General features: G+C 42.7%; 19 protein-coding genes. 15 read left to right on the plus strand and 4 right to left on the minus strand.

The genetic code is table 11. The features are described from left to right. Positions 1–21 precede the first annotated feature (21 nt). Positions 22–648, plus strand: a complete 627-nt coding sequence (locus GPS65_RS06550) for a Type 1 glutamine amidotransferase-like domain-containing protein (RefSeq protein WP_144473753.1) — start codon at positions 22–24, stop codon at positions 646–648. Between the two features lie 51 nt (positions 649–699). Here the strand turns inward: GPS65_RS06550 and cysK are convergent, their stop codons facing one another. Beyond that, positions 700–1,629, minus strand: coding sequence for a cysteine synthase A (gene cysK, locus GPS65_RS06555; RefSeq protein ID WP_391509238.1), 930 nt, complete (start codon positions 1,627–1,629; stop codon positions 700–702). Positions 1,630–1,723: 94 nt separating this feature from the next. On the opposite strand from cysK, the gene thpR reads away from it, so the two are divergent. The 4 genes from thpR to GPS65_RS06575 all read left to right on the plus strand — a co-directional run bounded on the left by thpR (position 1,724) and on the right by GPS65_RS06575 (position 5,300). Then, on the plus strand, positions 1,724–2,275 hold the full coding sequence (gene thpR / locus GPS65_RS06560; protein WP_012010934.1) for an RNA 2',3'-cyclic phosphodiesterase: 552 nt from the start codon (positions 1,724–1,726) through the stop codon (positions 2,273–2,275). Between the two features lie 25 nt (positions 2,276–2,300). Further along, positions 2,301–3,236: a hypothetical protein gene (locus GPS65_RS06565; RefSeq protein ID WP_144473757.1), complete on the plus strand. Its 936-nt coding sequence runs from the start codon at positions 2,301–2,303 to the stop codon at positions 3,234–3,236. A 48-nt stretch (positions 3,237–3,284) separates the two neighbouring features. Beyond that, positions 3,285–4,214 carry a YegS/Rv2252/BmrU family lipid kinase gene (locus GPS65_RS06570; RefSeq protein ID WP_144473759.1) on the plus strand — a complete coding sequence of 310 codons (930 nt, stop codon included), beginning with the start codon at positions 3,285–3,287 and terminating at the stop codon, positions 4,212–4,214. Between the two features lie 285 nt (positions 4,215–4,499). Continuing rightward, a complete protein-coding gene (locus tag GPS65_RS06575) occupies positions 4,500–5,300 on the plus strand; it encodes a phosphotransferase family protein (RefSeq protein ID WP_176372686.1) in 801 nt (266 codons plus the stop codon). Here the strand turns inward: GPS65_RS06575 and GPS65_RS06580 are convergent. Continuing rightward, positions 5,297–5,572: a YtzH-like family protein gene (locus GPS65_RS06580; protein ID WP_012010930.1), complete on the minus strand. Its 276-nt coding sequence runs from the start codon at positions 5,570–5,572 to the stop codon at positions 5,297–5,299. The genes GPS65_RS06575 and GPS65_RS06580 overlap by 4 nt on opposite strands. 188 nt (positions 5,573–5,760) lie before the next feature. On the opposite strand from GPS65_RS06580, the gene trmB reads away from it, so the two are divergent. The 3 genes from trmB (at position 5,761) to GPS65_RS06595 (ending at position 9,136) form a co-directional block, all read left to right on the plus strand. After that, positions 5,761–6,402, plus strand: a complete 642-nt coding sequence (gene trmB / locus GPS65_RS06585; RefSeq protein WP_012010929.1) for a tRNA (guanosine(46)-N7)-methyltransferase TrmB — start codon at positions 5,761–5,763, stop codon at positions 6,400–6,402. 114 nt (positions 6,403–6,516) lie between these two features. Further along, positions 6,517–7,365: a YtnP family quorum-quenching lactonase gene (locus GPS65_RS06590; protein ID WP_144473761.1), complete on the plus strand. Its 849-nt coding sequence runs from the start codon at positions 6,517–6,519 to the stop codon at positions 7,363–7,365. A 73-nt stretch (positions 7,366–7,438) separates the two neighbouring features. Next, positions 7,439–9,136 carry an NAD-dependent malic enzyme gene (locus GPS65_RS06595; RefSeq protein ID WP_144473763.1) on the plus strand — a complete coding sequence of 566 codons (1,698 nt, stop codon included), beginning with the start codon at positions 7,439–7,441 and terminating at the stop codon, positions 9,134–9,136. 43 nt (positions 9,137–9,179) lie between these two features. Here the strand turns inward: GPS65_RS06595 and GPS65_RS06600 are convergent, their stop codons facing one another. Next, the gene (locus tag GPS65_RS06600) at positions 9,180–9,494 is read right to left on the minus strand and encodes a PepSY domain-containing protein (protein WP_003217759.1); all 315 of its coding nucleotides are present in this window, start codon (positions 9,492–9,494) and stop codon (positions 9,180–9,182) included. Between the two features lie 199 nt (positions 9,495–9,693). Between GPS65_RS06600 and GPS65_RS06605 the strand changes: the two genes are divergently transcribed. Continuing rightward, the gene (locus GPS65_RS06605) at positions 9,694–10,767 is read left to right on the plus strand and encodes a M42 family metallopeptidase (protein ID WP_088003551.1); all 1,074 of its coding nucleotides are present in this window, start codon (positions 9,694–9,696) and stop codon (positions 10,765–10,767) included. A 213-nt stretch (positions 10,768–10,980) separates the two neighbouring features. Here the strand turns inward: GPS65_RS06605 and GPS65_RS06610 are convergent, their stop codons facing one another. Next, a complete protein-coding gene (locus GPS65_RS06610) occupies positions 10,981–11,427 on the minus strand; it encodes a YtoQ family protein (protein WP_012010925.1) in 447 nt (148 codons plus the stop codon). A 200-nt stretch (positions 11,428–11,627) separates the two neighbouring features. Between GPS65_RS06610 and GPS65_RS06615 the strand changes: the two genes are divergently transcribed. From GPS65_RS06615 to murC, 6 genes are all read left to right on the plus strand, one after another. Continuing rightward, the gene (locus tag GPS65_RS06615) at positions 11,628–12,656 is read left to right on the plus strand and encodes a PTS sugar transporter subunit IIC (RefSeq protein WP_144473767.1); all 1,029 of its coding nucleotides are present in this window, start codon (positions 11,628–11,630) and stop codon (positions 12,654–12,656) included. Next, positions 12,643–12,963 (plus strand): thioredoxin family protein, encoded by a 321-nt coding sequence (locus GPS65_RS06620; protein WP_144468957.1) that lies wholly within the window; start codon positions 12,643–12,645, stop codon positions 12,961–12,963. The genes GPS65_RS06615 and GPS65_RS06620 overlap by 14 nt, the downstream gene beginning before the upstream one ends. Before the next feature lie 19 nt (positions 12,964–12,982). Next, positions 12,983–13,795, plus strand: a complete 813-nt coding sequence (locus tag GPS65_RS06625) for a DUF1444 domain-containing protein (protein ID WP_012010923.1) — start codon at positions 12,983–12,985, stop codon at positions 13,793–13,795. 16 nt (positions 13,796–13,811) lie between these two features. Beyond that, complete coding sequence (ytpR, locus tag GPS65_RS06630; protein WP_119125246.1) at positions 13,812–14,417, plus strand: YtpR family tRNA-binding protein; 606 nt, start codon at positions 13,812–13,814, stop codon at positions 14,415–14,417. A 199-nt stretch (positions 14,418–14,616) separates the two neighbouring features. Further along, a complete protein-coding gene (locus GPS65_RS06635; protein ID WP_202914163.1) occupies positions 14,617–17,328 on the plus strand; it encodes a DNA translocase FtsK in 2,712 nt (903 codons plus the stop codon). Positions 17,329–17,631: 303 nt separating this feature from the next. After that, positions 17,632–18,930: a UDP-N-acetylmuramate--L-alanine ligase gene (gene murC, locus GPS65_RS06640; RefSeq protein ID WP_012010920.1), complete on the plus strand. Its 1,299-nt coding sequence runs from the start codon at positions 17,632–17,634 to the stop codon at positions 18,928–18,930. Positions 18,931–19,142 lie beyond the last annotated feature (212 nt).

Here is a 19,142-nt window from a genome sequence, read left to right on the forward strand (position 1 = left end):
AAAGAGAAGAGGGGATTCACAGTGAAAAAAATGTTCTTATGCTCTTCATTCAAAGACAGCTATTCTCTCTTGTCTGATTTTACGGATGAATCGTTAAAAGGAAAACGCGTGACATTCTTCCCAACAGCTAGTGCTGTGGAAGAAGTCACGCATTATGTGGAGGCAGCGAAAGAAGCCTTTCATCAACTGGGTATGCAGCTAGAAACCGTTCAGATAGCTGAGCAGTCTACCGAAGAAATCACAAAGATGATCAAACAAAATGATGTGATGTATGTATCAGGAGGCAACACCTTTTATTTACTGCAGGAATTGAGAAAACACGGTCTCGATGACGTGCTGAAAGAAGAAATCAATAAAGGAAAGCTGTACATCGGCGAATCGGCAGGGAGTATCATCATGGCGCCAAGCATTGAATATATCTCCTTGATGGATGAGCGGCAGAAGGCACCAGAACTTTCATCCTATCAAGGTTTCAATGAGGTAAGCCGCTATCCAGTACCGCATGTGCATAATACCTATTTAGGAGATGCTGCGCAGCAAATCCTAAAGCAGTATGAAAAGACGCTTGATTTATGCCCGCTTACTGATGAACAGGTTTTACTCATCACAGGGGAGCAGGCTGTGATAAAGACTGCTGAATCAGCCTAACCGCAAAACGAAGAAAAAAGGAACAGGGGGTTCATTGCCCCTGTTCCTTTTTTAATCTTGAAAAACATCACTTGATAAGTATCGTTCGCCTGTATCAGCTGTCATACAGATCACAATTTGATCTACCGGTAATTGCTTGGCTGTTTCAATCGCAGCATAGCAGGCTGCACCAGATGATGGACCAACTAAAATCCCTTCAAGCCGGGCAAGCTGTCGTGTGATTGTGTACGCATCTTCATCGCTTACTTGCACAATCTCATCATAGACATGCTCGTTTAAAATTTGGGGAATAAATCCTGGGCTTGTGCCAACAAGTTTATGCTTGCCAGGTGTCCCGCCAGATAAAACTGGTGATCCCTTTGGCTCTGCTACACGTATGGTCAATTGAGGGAATGCTTTTTTTAATTCCTCACCAGTGCCTGTAATGGTTCCGCCAGTTCCTGCTGTTGCGACAAAGGCTCCTAGGGGCTTTCCAATTTGTTTGACAGCATCCATAATTTCAACAGCGGTTGTGCCTCTATGAGCATCTGGATTCGCCCTATTATCAAATTGCATCGGGATAAAGCTATGAGGAATTTGAGCTGCCAGTTCCTCTGCTTTGCGAATACAGCCTGGCATTTTTTCTTCCCCTGGGGTCAAAATGACCTGCGCCCCGTAAGCCTTTAAAATATTGATTCGTTCCTTTGTCATCGTATCAGGCATCACAAGGATAGCTTGATACCCTCTAGCTGCTGCGTTCATGGCTAAACCTATCCCTGTATTCCCGCTCGTCGGTTCAATGATGGTCGCTCCTTTTTTCAGCTTCCCTTGTTTTTCAGCCTCGACGATCATATTGTAAGCAGCGCGGTCCTTCACACTGCCGCTAGGATTAAACGATTCTAGCTTTAAATACACAGCTGCCGCATTGTCTGGCTGAAGCCGCTGTAATTGAACAAGTGGTGTATCACCAATCAGCTCAGCTATATTTTGTGCTACCTTCATCATGTGACACCCTTTCTTCTCATTCCGCATTTCTTTAGTTATACTATCATCAATGGGGATTCGTAAAGTTTGTGAAAAAAGGACAGGTGATATTGTGTCAGAGAACCGTCATTATTTTATTGGGATTCATATCCCTGAACAACTTGCGTCTCAAATTAAAAAGGACATTGATCAAAGAAGCGGACTGTCTTTTCAAAAATGGACAGCACCACATGATTATCATGTGACCTTGATCTTTTTAGGGGCCATTTCAGAAGAACGCTTAAAAAAGATCATCGAGCTGCTTGAGGTCCTCTCAAAGGAAGCCGCTGCATTTTCACTAGAGCTGAATGAGGTGGGACAGTTTGGCACGAAGGAACGCCCGAGAGTCTTTTTTGCAAAACCTGATGAAAGTGAACCACTCATGCTATTAAGAGAAAAGGTGAAAGAAGCCGTATTGTCAGCAGGACATCCTGTTGAAAAGAGACCGTTTCATCCGCATATGACAATTGCGCGTAAATGGAATGCGGATCATTCTTTTGCAGAACAAGCGCCTTTACGCAAAGAGCCATACGTGATAGAGGTTTCTAGTATCACTCTATATGAAATACGACCAAGAGAAACCCCGCGTTATTACGCAATTAAACAATTTGCACTACATAAATGATTCTAAAAGTTGGAGTGAGCAGCAGATGGCGCAAATTATCAAAATTCAAGATTATATATCACGATATGAACAAGACCCGCATCATTACATCAATCAATTTATTCGATTGAAAAAGCAAAGGTGGGACGAGTTAAAAAAAGCGTCAAAAGAGAAGACGCAGCATTCATTTGACCAAATTTCTGAACAAGCGCCTGAACAAGAGGAGGAAAAGAGAAAGAAATTCTCCTTAAAGAGAAAGCAAAAAGAAGCCGATATGAAGAAGGAACGGGACCTAAGTCTTTTTAACGAGCCAACAGATATAGAGCAAGGTGTCTTTACAAACGTTCCTACTGATGAAACGAAGCTCATTCATTTTTTTAAGGATCATCTATATGATGTTCAATTAAAATGGGCGAGCTCGACGATTTCCCACATTTCAACCGTTTCCCATCACATTCGGTATGATGAAAAGCTGCGCTTGCTTGCTAAGCAGCTTCCGGATTCATATTTTGTGATGTACAAACCGGTGCTGCTCATTCAAAAAGCAGAGATGGAATTATGTTCAGTCCTCATTACGCCGCTGGAAGTGATTTGTTTATCCTTCCTAGAGGCAGAACCTGACAGCGTATATATCGGAACGAAGGAACGTTTTTGGGAAAAGCGGGCGAATGGGAAAGCGGTTCAGTCCGTTTTGAATCCTTGCGCAAGCCTTCTACGCTCTGGCACCGTCGTGTCAAAGATTTTACAGCAAAGCGGTGTCGATCTTCCTGTGAAGAAAATCCTGATCAGCCGTACCTCTTATATTGACTTACCGGAAGTTCCATACGGGATGGAGGTTGTCGATAAGAAGAAGGCGGAAGATTGGTTTGAAAAGCAGCGGAAAAATACCGCTCCGACAAAGCATCAGCAATTTAAGGCGACAAAAGCATTGCTTGCTTATGGTGAATCAGACAGCAAAAGAAGACAGGAATGGCTCGATTAAAGGGATAATGGAAGGTCACGAAAAAAGAGACCTGAGTGGAGCTAATATATGAATGAATGGTACTTTATCGTTAATCCAGCAGCAGGACATGGAAAAGGACTTCGTACATGGAGGAGCATAGAGAAAGAATTACAAAAGGTAGAGATCTCATATCGATCGTTTCTCACCCAGCATGAAGGTCATGCAGAAGTATTGGCAAGACAAATTAGCGCCATGCAAGATGACAGGCTGAAGCGCCTGATTGTCATTGGTGGTGACGGCACCATTCATGAAGTCCTGAATGGCTTAAAGGAAATGGATCATGTGCAGCTAAGCTTTGTCCCCTCTGGTCATTGGAATGATGCGGCGAAGGGCCTTGGCATCCATCGTCAAGATGTCCTAAAAGAAGTGAGAAAGCAAAAGAGAATGATCACCAAAACATTTTCTCTCGGCTCCTTTCAAGATCACGCAGAAAGCGCACAGTCCGTTCTCTTTCTCAATCATATCGGTGCTGGGTTTGATGCACATGTGCTTAGGAAAACAGTGCATTTTAGAGGGAAAAAGTGGCTGAAACGGCTAAGGCTTGGATTTATCATCTACCCGCTGTCATTTCTCCATTCTTTATGGTCTTTTAAGCCGTTCGACCTTGCACTGTTTATTGAAAACGAGAAGAAGGTCTTTCGCCAAGTGTGGTTTGTGATTGTATGTAATCACCCCTATTACGGAGGCGGGCTGGAAGCAGCGCCAGAAGTGAGCGCAAGACAGCCGGGCTTTCAAACGCTCGTTGTCACAGATTTGAATCCATTTAAAGTGCTCTTGTTTCTAAGTGCAATGGTATTTCGTAAGCACCTTGGAATGAAGGGAGTTACCCTGTTTCAGCACGAGGAAGCGTACTTGGAGGCAGACGGAAAAATCATATTTCATGCAGATGGTGAAGTAATTGGTGCAACACCTGTTTTTGTGAAGGCGAGTGATCGCTCCTTAAAATTACGTGCTTAAATCATGTCTCGTGAATGTCCTAATCAAAGAACCATGAAAAAAGCCTTTCTTTTCATAAGGTTCTTGTCCTGATTTTCTAGTTTTGCTTGACGAGTATAAGAAGGTAACGATAAAATCTATAGGACGGCTATTGTTTAGCATCTCATTCTCAATAGCTGTCCTTTTTGTTTTTATGATCATATAAATAAAAAAAGAAACAGCCTATTGACCTTCAATCGGCTGAATTTTGTCGACTAAAAAAGCACGATTTAAAATATTTTAAGAAATGATGGGTTGAAAATTGATATGAACTGGTTGGGACAAATATTAGGTAGCGAATGGCACATCTCTCCTGCTGGAGGCGCTACGGGAGATGCGTACTTCGCAACACACAATGACCAAAAGCTATTTTTAAAACGCAATACGTCACCGTTTCTTGCGGTTTTGTCAGCTGAAGGCATTGTGCCGAAGCTTGTCTGGACAAAACGGATGGAAAATGGGGATGTCATCACTGCACAGCACTGGCTGAGCGGCAGAGAGCTGAAGCCAAAGGACATGAATGACCGTCCTGTCGCAGAGCAGCTAAGAAAAATTCATACATCGAAAGAATTGCTTGATATGCTGAAACGATTAGAGAAGCACTCTCTAGACCCAGCATCCATTCTGAAACATTTAAAACAGTCCATATTAAAAGAGCAAATTGATACGCGTGACGTCACACGTGCTATCCAATACTTAGAGAAGCATGTGGAGGCAGTTCAATTTGAAGACAAGGTCGTGTGTCATTGTGACCTCAATCATAATAATTGGCTGCTGACAGATGAAAACCAGCTTTACTTAATCGATTGGGATGGGGCGATGATTGCTGATCCAGCCATTGATCTTGGACCACTTTTATACCATTATGTTGAAGAAGAAAACTGGGAAAGCTGGCTCTCAATGTACGGTGCCCCGCTGACGGACAATTTGCGAAAACGGATGGCTTGGTATGTCCTCGCTGAAACCGTATCGTTTGTCGTGTGGCATAAAAGAAAAGGAAATGAAAAAGCACAGCAAGAAGTGAAAGCGGAGCTGAGCGCACTCTTACAGCGGTTAAACATTCATTAAGACAGAGGAATATTCTCGACCCACTCTGACAAATGCGATTGATGCGCCTCAATATGTGCATCAATTGAATGGACAGAAGTGCCCTTTTGGCTGTAATCATAAATATCTGTTAATAATTGACGAATGTCGGCATCAAGGTCTTCTTTTGCCAGCATTAATTGAATCACGCGTCCCACCTGTTCATATTCTGCAACAGTCCCGCAGCAATCCAACTGGTGATCGGTTAAAATATCTTTGATTAATTGAAGCTGATGTTGACGGTTTAATCCCATACGTATGCTCCTTTTCTGCGTGTCATTTATGAGGTTAAACTGTGCATTCAGCGCCCAATTTATACATGCGTAAGACCAGCTCAGGCGAAGGGTTGGTCTTTTTCATATGCGCATAAAGATGCCGTCTTGCGGGTCTTTAGGTTTCATGGTATCTTGATAAAATGTAAAGAAAATAGAGGTGTATCAAATTGAGAATGCGACATAAACCATGGGCTGATGATTACTTAGCTGAAAATGCTCATATTGCCTTAGCGAACCCCGAGCAATATAAAGGGAAGTGGCATGAGCTGTTTGGAAATGATCATCCAATCCATATCGAAGTTGGCACAGGGAAAGGGAGCTTTATCGCTGGCATGGGCAAGCTTCATCCTGATATCAACTATATTGGCATTGAATTATTTAAAAGTGTTATTGTGACAGCAGTAGACAAAATCAAAGAGACAGATGTTGAAAATGTAAAGCTTTTGAACATTAATGCGGAAACGCTGACAGATGTGTTTGCTGAAAATGAGATTGACCGGGTGTATCTGAATTTCTCTGATCCGTGGCCAAAAGCAAGGCATGAAAAGCGTAGATTGACGTTTAAGGCCTTTTTAGAGCGATATGAACATATTCTCCGTCCAGGCGGTGAGTTGCATTTCAAAACAGACAACCGCGGGTTATTTGAATATTCCTTAAAGAGCTTTTCTGCATATGGCCTTCTTTTAACGTATGTAAGCTTAGATTTACATAAGGACGGACTAGAAGGAAATGTGATGACGGAATACGAAGAGAAATTCTCGTCTATGGGACAACCTATCTATCGATCAGAAGTGAAATTTCCAGAATAACACATAACATTAAGCTGGCTGCAAAAAAATTGCAGTCAGCTTTTTTCGTGAAAAGATTGATGCATGCGATTTTCAGCTGTATTTGCTACGATAGAAAAAGGAGGGATGACAGCAATGGAGACAATGAAAATAGGTGACATGGAACTGTTTTGGTTAAACGGGGGAGATACACATATGGACGGCGGTGCGATGTTTGGTGTAGTGCCAAAGCCGCTATGGTCAAAAAAATACCGGGTGAACGATCGCAATCAAATTGAACTGCGGTGTGACCCGATCCTCATACGATGGAATGGTCTTCATTTTTTAGTGGATTCCGGCATCGGATCAGGTAAGCTGACGGATAAACAAAAACGCAATTACGGCGTAACAGAAGAGACGAAATTGGAAGAGTCACTTGCGGCACTTGGCCTGCAACCAGCAGATATTGATTACGTCTTAATGACGCATCTTCACTTCGATCATGCAAGCGGATTAACAAAACTCGAAGGAGAAAAGCTCGTGTCTGTTTTTCCGCAAGCAAAAATCATCACATCCAAAATCGAATGGGATGAAATGAGGGCGCCTAACATCCGCTCAAGAAATACATATTGGAAAGAAAACTGGGAGCCGATAGCAGATCAAGTGGTGCCGTTTGAAGAAAGCATCGAAGTAATAGAAGGCATTCAGCTGCATCATACAGGTGGTCATAGCAATGGTCATAGCATCTTAACGCTCACAAGTCAGGGCGAAACAGCGATTCATCTAGCTGACATCATGCCAACGCACGCTCATAAAAACCCATTATGGGTCCTTGCTTATGATGATTACCCAATGACTTCAATTCCAGCTAAGCAAAAATGGCAGGCATTTGCAGAAGAAAAAAATGCGTGGTACTTGTTTTATCATGATGCAATTTACCGCGCTGTTAAGTGGGATGAAGACGGGCAAATCACACATGAAATCAAAAGAGAAACAGGAAGATAAAAGATCATCTGCATGTTTTTTTGCCTTTCACACAAAATAACGACAAAATGAACTTGTGAAAGGAAGAGTGCAGGTGAACCAATCTTATCGTGTACATGGAGATGTCATTGAAACACCGTTAAGAGGGATGGAAGTCATGTCCGTCCCTTATTTAAACAAAGGGGTTGCATTTACGAAGGAAGAGCGGGAAGAGCTTGGTTTAAAGGGGTTTTTACCGCCTAAGGTTTTAACATTAGAGGATCAGGCGAAGCGTGCCTATGAGCAGTTCAAGGCACAGCCGGATGAACTCGGGAAAAATGTGTATTTAACATCACTTCATGACAGAAACGAAGTGCTTTTTTACAAATTACTAAATGAGCACTTAGCAGAGATGCTGCCGATTGTCTACACACCGACGGTTGGAACAGCCATTCAGCGTTATAGCCATGAGTATCGAAAGCCAAGAGGCCTTTATTTATCAATTGATGATTTTGAAGGCATGGAAGAGATATTTGCCTCATACGGTGTGGATGAATCCATTGACTTAATCGTTGCGACAGATGCAGAAGGTATTTTAGGGATTGGAGACTGGGGAGTTGGCGGTATTGCCATTTCAGTCGGGAAACTTGCAGTTTATACAGCCGCAGCAGGCATTGATCCTAGCCGCGTGCTGGCTGTTGTACTAGATGCCGGGACGAATCAGGAAAGTCTCTTGAATGATCCACTTTATGTTGGAAATCAGCATTCCCGCGTTCGCGGTGAGCGGTATGATCAGTTCATCGATCAATATGTTGAGCTTGCCCGCGCAACCTTTCCAAATGCACTTCTTCACTGGGAAGACTTTGGAACAAAAAATGCACGAGCCATATTGGAAAAATATAAGGAACAAATTTGTACATTCAATGATGACATTCAAGGGACTGGAGCTGTGTCACTTGCTGCGGTTCTGGCATGTGCAAAAGCTTCGAAGGTTCCGCTGAAAGATCACCGAATCGTCATTTTTGGAGCGGGTACGGCAGGAATTGGCATAGCGGAGCAGATCCGTGATGCGATCGTCAGGGATGGAGTCAAAGAAGAGGAATCATATGGTCGTTTCTGGTGTATTGATAAAACAGGATTGCTTACAGATGATTCACCTGACATTCAGCCATTTCAAAAGCCATATGCAAGACGTTCTGACGAAGTAAAGGATTATGCCCGCAATGGCCCTAAGCATTCCATTGATTTATTAGAGGTCGTCAAACAGGCAAAACCAACCATCTTAATTGGCACTTCGACAGTAGGAGGAGCATTTACAGAGGAAATTGTGAAAGAAATGGCGTCACACGTAGAGCGCCCAGCCATTTTACCGATGTCTAATCCGACACCTCTTTCAGAAGCAAAGCCTAAAGATCTCATTGAGTGGACAGAAGGACGCGCCCTTGTGACAACAGGAAGCCCATTTGATCCTGTCGAATATGGCGGCGTCACATATGAAATTGGGCAAGCGAATAATGCTCTTGTGTTCCCAGGGCTTGGCCTTGGAACGATTGTGTCTAAAGCACGCCTCATGACAGACAGCATGTTTGTTGCGAGTGCTGAAGCGATTGCCAGCATGGTCAATGTCGGAAAACCGGGTGCAGCAATGCTGCCAAGTGTCGATCAGCTTCGAACCGTTTCAGCGACAGTGGCTGTCCGTGTAGCGCAAGCAGCAATTGATGAAGGAATTGCAGAGGAAACACCAGAGGATCTCATTCAGGCTGTACAGGACGCTATGTGGCATCCTGTATACAAAAAAATCAAAGCCATATAAAAAAGAAGCTTCGCAAGGATACACCTTTGCGAAGCTTTCTTTATCAAGCCACAGAATCAATGACATCCACAATCATGCCTGTTTTGGCATCAATCATGACTTCGTACTGTTCAAGCTCGCCAAATGCTGAGCGAGTAATACCAGATTTGTACACATCAATCGTTTCACCATTTACGGTATACGGTTCTGGTACAGTATAAATCCAAGAGCCATCAATCGGGCCGCGCTGTTTAAAAGCGGATTTCACAATTTTTAATGCTTTTTCAGACGAGATATACGTAGGGAAAAATACTTTCTTTGCAACAATTGCAGCGGCTACGCCAATACTCGCACCAATCAGAACATGTTTTAACTTCAACGTGCTGCACCTCCGTATTGCTGTTTTTTCCATTATACAAAACTTGTCCATTGATGTTAAGGAATCCGAATACTTGAAAGCATATTCAAAATTTCTGGAGAGATACTTGGAAAACCGAAAGAATTCTTATAGTATAAAGTGAGTGTTATTTTTATAGGAATATATATGGTCATTACATAGAAACGAGGTAAATCGTAGAATGAATGAAGAAACATTGTCGCTTTTCCGAAATTTAACAGAATTACAAGGCACCCCAGGTAATGAGCACCATGTGCGTGCTTTTATGAAAAAGGAACTTGAAAAATATTCTGACGAACTCATTCAAGATCGTCTTGGCGGTGTGTTTGGGGTACGCAAGGGACCAGAAAATGCACCTAAAATCATGGTGGCTGGTCATATGGATGAAGTGGGCTTCATGGTTTCATCCATTACGAAGAACGGAATGATACGCTTCCAAACACTAGGCGCCTGGTGGAGTCAAGTCATGCTGGCTCAGCGTGTCGACGTTCATACCGATCATGGTCCAATTCCTGGTGTCGTCTCTAGTACACCTCCTCATCTTCTAACACCAGAACAAAAAAGCAAACCTGTGAAACCATCAGACATGCTCATTGATATTGGTGCGGACAGTGAAGAAGAGGCAAAAGAACTTGGCATTCGTCCCGGACAGCAAATCGTGCCTGCAACAGTCTTTACCCCGATGGCGAATCCTAAGAAGATTTTAGCGAAGGCTTGGGATAACCGCTATGGCTGCGGACTTGCGATTGAATTATTAAAAGAAATAAAAGACGAACCACTTTCATGTCATCTGTATTCAGGTGCAACGGTTCAGGAAGAAGTAGGGCTTAGAGGGGCAGAAGTAGCTGCGAATATGATTCAGCCGGATCTGTTTTTTGCTTTAGATGCAAGTCCTGCTAACGATGTGACAGGTGACAAAACCCAATTTGGCCAGCTTGGAAAAGGTGCACTTCTACGAATTTTTGATCGAACCATGATTACGCACCGCGGGATGAGAGACTTTGTGCTCGATACGGCTGAGTCAAACAGTATTCCATACCAATATTTCGTATCACCAGGTGGTACGGATGCTGGACGTGTTCATATTTCAAACCAAGGCGTGCCTTCTGCTGTCATTGGAGTGTGCGCTCGCTACATTCACACAAGTCATTCAGTATTGCATGTGGATGACTACGCAGCGGCAAAAGAATTAATTGTCCGTCTTGTGAAAAACTGTGATCAAAGTACAGTGGATTCTATTTATCAACAGGTGTAATTGTAATCAGCATGTAGACAAACCCTCGCATTCTTTGTCAGGACTGCGTTCCGGTGCTCACGAATGTTCAATTTGCTCCACTTCGGTACTCGTCCTTCCTAGAATTCAAAGGTTTTCTATCACGCTGAAAAGAAGACAAAGGGCTAAAATAAAGATCATTTTAGCCCTTTGTCAACAATCTAAGGCTGCCTCTTTTAAGAGAGCAGCCTTTTGTTATTGCTGTTCAAACACGTAAGATAACGCCTTGATCGCTTGGTTCACGGTTTCTACAGTGATATTCGCTTTATTTGATAGCTCCTTTAGTGGATGGTGCAGTTCTTTTGGGCGGATCAAAATGAGAGGTTTCCCTTTCGCGATGGCAGCAGATGCATCCATTGCCGTGTTCCATTGTTTATATTTCTCACCAAAGCGGGCAATGACGATGTCTGACTTGTTTAATAGGATCTCAGTACGAAAATTGTTCAAATCAGAAGCAGCATCATCTTTGAAAATGGCATTCGGCTGTTCACCTAAAATGTCCTCACCAATGTGATCGGAGCGGTCATGATTCTCCATTGGACCTACAAATGTCACTGGCAGTTTCAACGATTGGCTTTTCTCCTTGATTTCATCACGCCACTGGCTATGAATTTCTCCTGCTAAATAGACAGTTAATTGCATAACGTTCTCCTCCTTTTGTACAAACTTAGTAAAGGTTTGCCCTGTTTCTTTTCATGTTACACAAGAAGTGCTTGATAAAGCAAAAAAAATATGATTATGATATTCATGGTAGAGACTATTTTTCATCGTAAGAATACTACATATAATGGGAAGGACAGACCTCTTCGTCTTTCCTATGAGAAAGCAGGAAGACGACGTTGATGACTTATTTGAAAAGAAAGGGAATTTCCCTTTCGCCAAAAGTGTACTTCATTGAAGCATTATCTTATATGGCTTTAGGTCTATTTGCTACATTAGTAGTAGGTCTGATTTTAAAAACAGCAGGCGGTCTGTTATCACTTCCGCTCATTATCAAAATGGGTACACTCGCAATGGGACTTATGGGACCAGCGATTGGGGTAGCCGTTGCGTACCGGTTACAGGCATCACCTTTGATCATTTTTGCAAGTGTTGTCTCAGGTGCTGCAGGAGCAGAGCTTGGTGGACCTGCTGGTAGTTTTGTCGCAGCATTAATTGGTGTGGAAATCGGTAAGCTTGTCAGTGGTGAGACAAAAATTGATATCATTTTGACACCACTTGTCACCATCATCACTGGTTTTTCCACCGCTACTTTGATCGGCCCTGGGATTGAAGCTATGATGACAGGGCTTGGCAGGCTCATCATGTGGGGGACTGACCAAAGTCCGCTGATCATGGGCATGCTAGTAGCGACCATTGTTGGACTTGCCCTCAGCTCACCAATTTCAAGTGCTGCGCTTGCGCTTATGCTTGACTTAAGTGGTCTTGCTGCTGGTGCTGCAACGATCGGCTGCTGCGCTCAAATGGTCGGCTTTGCCGCTGCAGGTTTTAGAGAAAATCGTTTTGGCGGACTTGCCGCTGTCGGTATTGGCACGTCAAAATTGCAGCTACCGAACATTGTGAAAAATCCCCTTATCCTTATTCCGCCGACGGTAGCGGGCCTCATTCTCGCACCAATTGGTATTATTGGCTTTGGGATGGTCAATAATGCGGCAGGGGCAGGAATGGGAACGAGTGGTCTTGTTGGACAGCTCATGACACTAACCGTTATGGGGTTTCATCCATCCGTTTTTCTAGCGATTACTCTTTTGCATATCGTTGGCCCGGCAGTGATTAGTTTGGTAGTATCAGAATGGATGAGAAAGAAAGGCTATATACAATTCGGAGATTTAACCATACAAACTGGAGGAATGAAACATGAAAAAAATTGAATCAAACGAAGAATTACAAAAAGTGATTCAAGAAGACTTAACCGTACTGCTATTTTCAGCGGACTGGTGCCCAGACTGCACCTTTATCGAACCAATCTTGCCAGAGCTTGAAGCAAACTACCCAGAATTTGAGTACTTTTATGTGGATAGAGATCAATTTATTGATACTTGCGCAGAGTGGGAAATTTACGGCATTCCAAGCTTTTTAGTATTTAAAAATGGACAAGAGATTAACCGCTTTGTCAGCAAGGATCGTAAAACGAAGGAAGAGATTGAAGCATTTTTAACAGATTCTCTTTCTAAATAATGAAAGGAGAGTCTCAACCATGGCAAAAATGACATCAAGACAGCTTGCGAATGAACTCAAAAGCCGTCTGACAAATGACAACTGGTCACACCAGTTTGACCGAGAAAAAGATACACTTCGTATTGAAGATAAACAAACAGGTAAAGGGATCACACTAGAGCTCCCGCCGATCATTGCAAAGTGGGAAGTAAAGCCTGATGAAACATTGGACGAGATCGTCTATTATGTGAAAGAGGCGCTAAGTGCCATGAAAGGCGAAGCGCAGCACATCTCAGGAAAAGAAAAGCAAATTTATCCGGTCATTCGATCTACTTCCTTTCCCGAGGCATCAAGTGATGGCATCCCGCTCGTTTTTGATGAGCATACAGCTGAAACGAGAATCTACTATGCACTTGACCTTGGAAGCACCTACAGATTAATTGATGAAAAGATGCTTCAAAAGGAAAACTGGACAAAAGAACGAATCAGGGAAACTGCTAGCTTCAATGTCCGCTCACTTGAAACTGTAGTGAAAATGGATGAAGTGGCAGGCAACCGGTTTTATTTCTTCCGTGCGAATGACGGATATGATGCGAGCAGACTTTTAAATGAATCGATCTTACAAGAATACGCGCAAAAAATAGAAGGGCAGATGGCTATCTCTGTTCCCCATCAAGATGTATTCATTATTGCAGATGTTTGCAATGAATCAGGCTATGATATTTTAGGACAGATGTCGATGAGCTTCTTCGCCAGCGGCACGGTTCCGATTACCGCATTGTCATTTTTATATGATGAGGGTAAGCTTGAACCGATCTTTATTCTTGCTAAAAGCAGACCAAAACAGCAGTAGAAGGGAATTTTGAAGAATGAACGTTTTTTATAATGCAGAAGGTGTAGGCGACACACTCCTTATTTCATTGAAAGATGTACCGAGAGAAGAAGTAGATCATGAGACGTTTGGAGATGTCGTAAGAATCTTCAATCAAGAAACAAAAGAAACAACAGGCTTTAATATCTTCAATGCGTCCACTTACATGAAAATTGAAGAAAACGGATCTGTACCGCTTTCTGAAACAATTGTTCAAGATATCAACGAAATTTTAAACCGCAACGGTGTTAGTGAAACGTTGACTGTCGATCTATCACCAAAATTTGTTGTCGGTTATGTAAAGGAAAAAGAAAAGCATCCGAATGCAGATAAACTAAACATTTGCCAAGTGGATGTTGGCGATGAAACATTACAAATCGTGTGCGGTGCACCAAACGTTGATCAAGGACAATACGTCGTGGTTGCGAAGGTTGGCGCAGTAATGCCAAGCGGTTTAATCATCAAAGATGCTGAGCTAAGAGGTGTTCCATCAAGCGGAATGATTTGTTCAGCAAAAGAACTAGATCTTCCAGACGCGCCTGCTGAAAAAGGGATTCTTGTTCTAGAGGGAAGCCATCAAGCTGGCGAACCCTTTCAAGCTTAACCTCCCATAAACGGGCACATCAGAGCGAAGAATGTGTTATACCAAAAGTCACTAAGTACGTACTTAGTGACTTTTTTTCATCTACAAACAGTACAAATAGCAAGGAGCGGCACTTTTCTCGCTTTTCTGCATGAAAAAGCAATGGTATACTAAAAATCGCCCAAGAAAACGTAAGGGGAGTTAAAGTGAGTGATAAATGATGAGTTGGTTAGATAAATTTTTTAGTGTATTTTTAGGTGAAGAACAGAAAGAAGAAAAAGCTTTGAGACCTGAAGAAGGTCCAGTTGCACCAAAGCAACCAGTTTTTGAACAGCATAAAGAATATAAAAAAATTGAAGATACAAAAGTCTATTATGAATATCCGACAGGCAACTTCCGCTTTCCGCTTGTTCCAGATGAACCTCAGCGTGACGGAGTAAAGCAGGAAAGAAGACGCCCGAAGCAAGGCCAGTCAATGGCTAAGCAAAAGACCTATGAGTCAAAACAAACGGTGCAGCCTGACACCAATAAAAAGCCATTCAAACCAGAGCAGATTCCATCACCAATTTATGGCTATCATCAGGATATGCGCCCAAAACGAACAGAAGCAAAAGAAGAATTATCTTCTGTTCAAATGAAAGCAGCGGAAACAGCGCAACGTGTCACCCTGTTATCTGAAGAGGCAGAGCGTGAACGAAATGTCAGACAGCAAATGAACATTCCATCAATACGGAAAGAAAATCGTATGGAAGAAACAGTTCCAGCCCCAGCAGAAGAAAGAGTGGACGTCAAAACAGACGTGACCCCGCTTACTTTGCAAGAGGAACTCGCTTATCACGATCACGTTCAATCGACGATGGAGCGTTTAAATGAAGAGCCTCTTAATCAAACAGAGGAAAAAGAGCCAGCCTTTTCTGAGCCTCAAGACTATATTGAAGCTGACTTACATAATCAGCAAGCCGAAGTATATCACGAACCGCCGGTAGAAACTGAGCCTGTACAGGATGTTTCGGGTGAAAACGAAGAAATACAAGACGAGCCGGTAGAACAGTTTGTCGACCATACTCAGGAAATAGAACCATTGACATTCGAAACAGCGGAAAACACACATTCCGCTATTGAAATGGAAGTAGACATGCCGGCAGAAGAAGTAGAGGTACTAGACGACATCTCAGCAGAACCTGTCGAGGAAATAGAAGCTGATTCCACTTTAGACCATCAAGAAGAAGTGTCAGCGGCAGCATTGGAAGAAACTGAACCAGTTGCCGAGTATGATCTGCAAGAAGATCAAGTGAAGCCAATAGAACAAGAAGCAGACGAACAGACAGCTACTGAACGAGTAGAACCGGTCATAGAGCAGCGAGAAAAGCAAGAACAAGTGCATGAAGTGATGGAAGAAAAACCGAAACAGGCATCTCCTCAGCCACAACGTGCAAGCGGACAAACCTCAACGGTTCCTTTTAACGTCATGATGTTAAAAAGTGATCAGCGCGTGCAAGGACAAAAGAAAGCAGCAGATGCAAAGGGATATGTGTTTCCAAGCCTCGCCCTTTTAGACGTACCTCCAGCTCAAAAAGAAGAGGACGGGACATGGGTGAAAGAGCGGGCAGAGCTGCTCAATGCCACGCTGAAAAATTTCAATGTCAGAGCAAGTGTTGTTCATGTCACGCAAGGCCCTTCTGTGACAAGGTTTGAAGTACATCCAGAACCAGGTGTCAAAGTGAATAAAATTACGAACCTGTCAGATGATATTAAACTCAGTTTGTCCGCAAAGGATATACGAATTGAAGCACCGATTCCAGGAAAGAACACGATCGGGATTGAAGTGCCGAACCTTCACAGTAAAATGGTTTTCTTAAGAGAGATGATCAGAAGCAGTGCGTTTAGAGACAATCCATCTCCTTTAACAGCAGCACTCGGATTAGATATCTCAGGACAGCCTGTTGTCGTTGATCTGCAAAAAATGCCGCATGGCTTAATTGCTGGAGCAACAGGTTCAGGAAAAAGTGTTTGCATCAATACCATTTTAGTGAGCTTAATGTTTAAAGCATCACCAGATGAAGTGAAAATGCTGTTAATCGACCCTAAAATGGTTGAATTAGCGCCGTATAATCATATTCCGCATCTCGTGAGTCCTGTTATCACCGATGCCAAGACAGCGACAGCTGCTCTGAAATGGGTAGTAGATGAAATGGAAAGACGCTACGAGTTGTTTGCGCACTCTGGTGTGAGAGAAATTAAACGATTCAATGAGCTTTTTAAAGAAAAACAAATGGGTGAAAAATTGCCTTATCTTGTTGTAGTGATCGATGAGCTCGCTGATTTAATGATGGTCGCACCAAATGAAGTCGAAGAAAGCATTTGCCGAATTGCGCAGAAAGCAAGAGCGTGCGGCATTCACTTATTGATTGCGACACAAAGACCTTCTGTTGATGTCATCACAGGTCTAATTAAAGCCAATATTCCAACAAGAATTGCTTTCTCTGTCTCAAGTCAGGTCGATTCTAGAACGATCATCGACATGGCAGGTGCAGAAAAGCTTCTCGGAAAAGGAGACATGCTCTTCTTAGAAAATGGCTCCGGCAAGCCGACGAGACTGCAAGGGAACTTTGTATCAGACCGTGAGATCGATGAAGTAGTGGCACATGTTAGAAAACAGCGGAAGCCGGTGTTCCTTTTCGAACAGGAGGAATTAATGCTCCAAGGCTCTGCGATTACAGATGAAGATGAATTGTTTATGGATGCGTGCCGTTTTGCCATTGAGCAAAATAGCGCTAGTACATCGAGTTTGCAGAGAAGATTTAGAATTGGCTACAATCGTGCTGCGAGATTGATCGACATGATGGAACGCGAGGGCATGATCTCTGGTGCAAAAGGCAGTAAGCCAAGGGAAGTCCTCATGACACTGAGTGACTTAGAACAGTTGATCTAAACAAACCACTTCATTTTTTTCATAAACATGGTATGATAGCACATAGGTGCAATTTTGGAATTGGACGCTTTTCGCATGCCTGTCAGAACGCTTTTGTATGTAAAATGAGCGAAATCAGGTGTTAGAAATAGGAAAGTTGTCGGATACTAATCATAGTTAATATTGATTAGAATAGGAAGATCGGAAAAAAATCTTTATTTGGAGCTGCGATCTGTGAACCGCTAGAGGCGAAAATCACAAGTTGCAAATTGAAATGAGCGTCATATACTGTAAGTCAGATAGACGTTTGTTGGAGGTACAATTATGACTGTTTATCATTTTGTTGGAATAAAAGGGACAGGTATGAGTCCACTGGCCCAAATTCTTCATGATACTGGGTATACTGTCCAAGGATCGGATATCGAAAAACATATCTTTACACAAAAAGCATTAGAAGAACGAAATATTAAAATTCTTCCATTTGACCCAGATAATATTCAGCCAGGGATGACCGTCATTGCAGGTAATGCATTTCCTGATACACACCCTGAGATTGAACGTGCCCTTTCTGAAGGGATTCCTGTCATTCGTTACCATAAATTCCTTGGAGAATACATGGATTCATTCACAAACGTTGCGATTACTGGTGCTCATGGTAAAACGTCAACAACAGGACTGCTTGCCCATGTGATGCAATCAGCGAAACCAACTTCATACTTAATCGGCGATGGATCTGGTATGGGGAAAGAAAACAGCGAGTATTTTGTATTTGAAGCATGCGAATACCGCAGACACTTCCTCAGCTATCATCCAGACTATGCGATCATGACCAATATTGATTTTGATCATCCTGATTATTTCTCAGACATTGACGACGTGTTTGATGCGTTTCAAAACATGGCACTTCAAGTAAAAAAAGCCATTATCGCTTGCGGTGATGATGAGCATCTGCCTAAGATTCAAGCGAAGGTACCTGTTGTGTACTACGGTTTCAATGAAGAAAATGATTTCCAAGCACGTAATGTTGTGAAGAACACGGAAGGCACTACATTTGATGTATTTGTAAGAAATACGTTTTATGATACCTTCTATATTCCTGCCTATGGAAATCATAATGTCCTTAATTCATTAGCTGTCATTGCATTATGTCATTATGAATCCATTGATGTAGAGCTCATCAAAGGGGCGCTAACGACATTTGGTGGTGTGAAACGCCGCTTCAATGAAAAAGTAGTCGGTGCGCAGGTTTTAATTGACGACTATGCCCATCACCCAACGGAGATTGAAGTCACAATTGAAGCAGCACGCCAAAAGTATCCAGACCGTGAGATTGTCGCTGTTTTCCAGCCGCATACCTTCACACGTACACAGCAATTCTTAAGTGAATTTGCTGACAGTCTGAAAAAAGCGGACTATGTATACCTATGCGATATTTTCGGTTCAGCCCGTGAAAACATTGGGAAACTGAGCATCGAAGATTTACGTGAGAAAATCCCGCAGGCCCAATTGATTGCAGAAGAAGATACATCTGTGCTGAAAGCGCACAAAGATGGAATTCTGATCTTTATGGGAGCAGGAGACATTCAAAAATATTTGCGAGCTTATGAAAAAGTCGCTGTATAAATACTTAAACAAAAAGTGCCTTTTTGATCGGCACTTTTTTATTTTGAATAAAATGTGACAAAGGAGCTAATTATGTCACCATCTGCCGCATTTTTTCGTTCGCTGTGGACAGGAATCAGCGAATAAGTGTAGAATTATTATTCAAACGGTCATTCTAGGCGATGTTTGAATGATACAACGAGAGGGTAATGAATTGAATATGCCCGCAGCAA

Origin of the sequence: Bacillus pumilus, from assembly GCF_009937765.1 — a bacterium.
Taxonomy (GTDB): Bacteria; Bacillota; Bacilli; order Bacillales; family Bacillaceae; genus Bacillus; species Bacillus pumilus_O.

Coding starts and splice junctions, on each gene's coding strand:
- GPS65_RS06590 (WP_144473761.1), top strand. CDS start 6,517: ATGGAGACAATGAAAATAGGTGACATGGAACTGTTTTGGTTAAACGGG.
- cysK (WP_391509238.1), bottom strand. CDS start 1,629: ATGAAGGTAGCACAAAATATAGCTGAGCTGATTGGTGATACACCACTT.
- GPS65_RS06580 (WP_012010930.1), bottom strand. CDS start 5,572: ATGGGATTAAACCGTCAACATCAGCTTCAATTAATCAAAGATATTTTA.
- GPS65_RS06565 (WP_144473757.1), top strand. CDS start 2,301: ATGGCGCAAATTATCAAAATTCAAGATTATATATCACGATATGAACAA.
- GPS65_RS06620 (WP_144468957.1), top strand. CDS start 12,643: ATGAAAAAAATTGAATCAAACGAAGAATTACAAAAAGTGATTCAAGAA.
- murC (WP_012010920.1), top strand. CDS start 17,632: ATGACTGTTTATCATTTTGTTGGAATAAAAGGGACAGGTATGAGTCCA.
- GPS65_RS06575 (WP_176372686.1), top strand. CDS start 4,500: ATGAACTGGTTGGGACAAATATTAGGTAGCGAATGGCACATCTCTCCT.
- ytpR (WP_119125246.1), top strand. CDS start 13,812: ATGAACGTTTTTTATAATGCAGAAGGTGTAGGCGACACACTCCTTATT.
- GPS65_RS06615 (WP_144473767.1), top strand. CDS start 11,628: ATGACTTATTTGAAAAGAAAGGGAATTTCCCTTTCGCCAAAAGTGTAC.
- GPS65_RS06610 (WP_012010925.1), bottom strand. CDS start 11,427: ATGCAATTAACTGTCTATTTAGCAGGAGAAATTCATAGCCAGTGGCGT.
- GPS65_RS06625 (WP_012010923.1), top strand. CDS start 12,983: ATGGCAAAAATGACATCAAGACAGCTTGCGAATGAACTCAAAAGCCGT.
- GPS65_RS06570 (WP_144473759.1), top strand. CDS start 3,285: ATGAATGAATGGTACTTTATCGTTAATCCAGCAGCAGGACATGGAAAA.
- GPS65_RS06635 (WP_202914163.1), top strand. CDS start 14,617: ATGAGTTGGTTAGATAAATTTTTTAGTGTATTTTTAGGTGAAGAACAG.
- GPS65_RS06605 (WP_088003551.1), top strand. CDS start 9,694: ATGAATGAAGAAACATTGTCGCTTTTCCGAAATTTAACAGAATTACAA.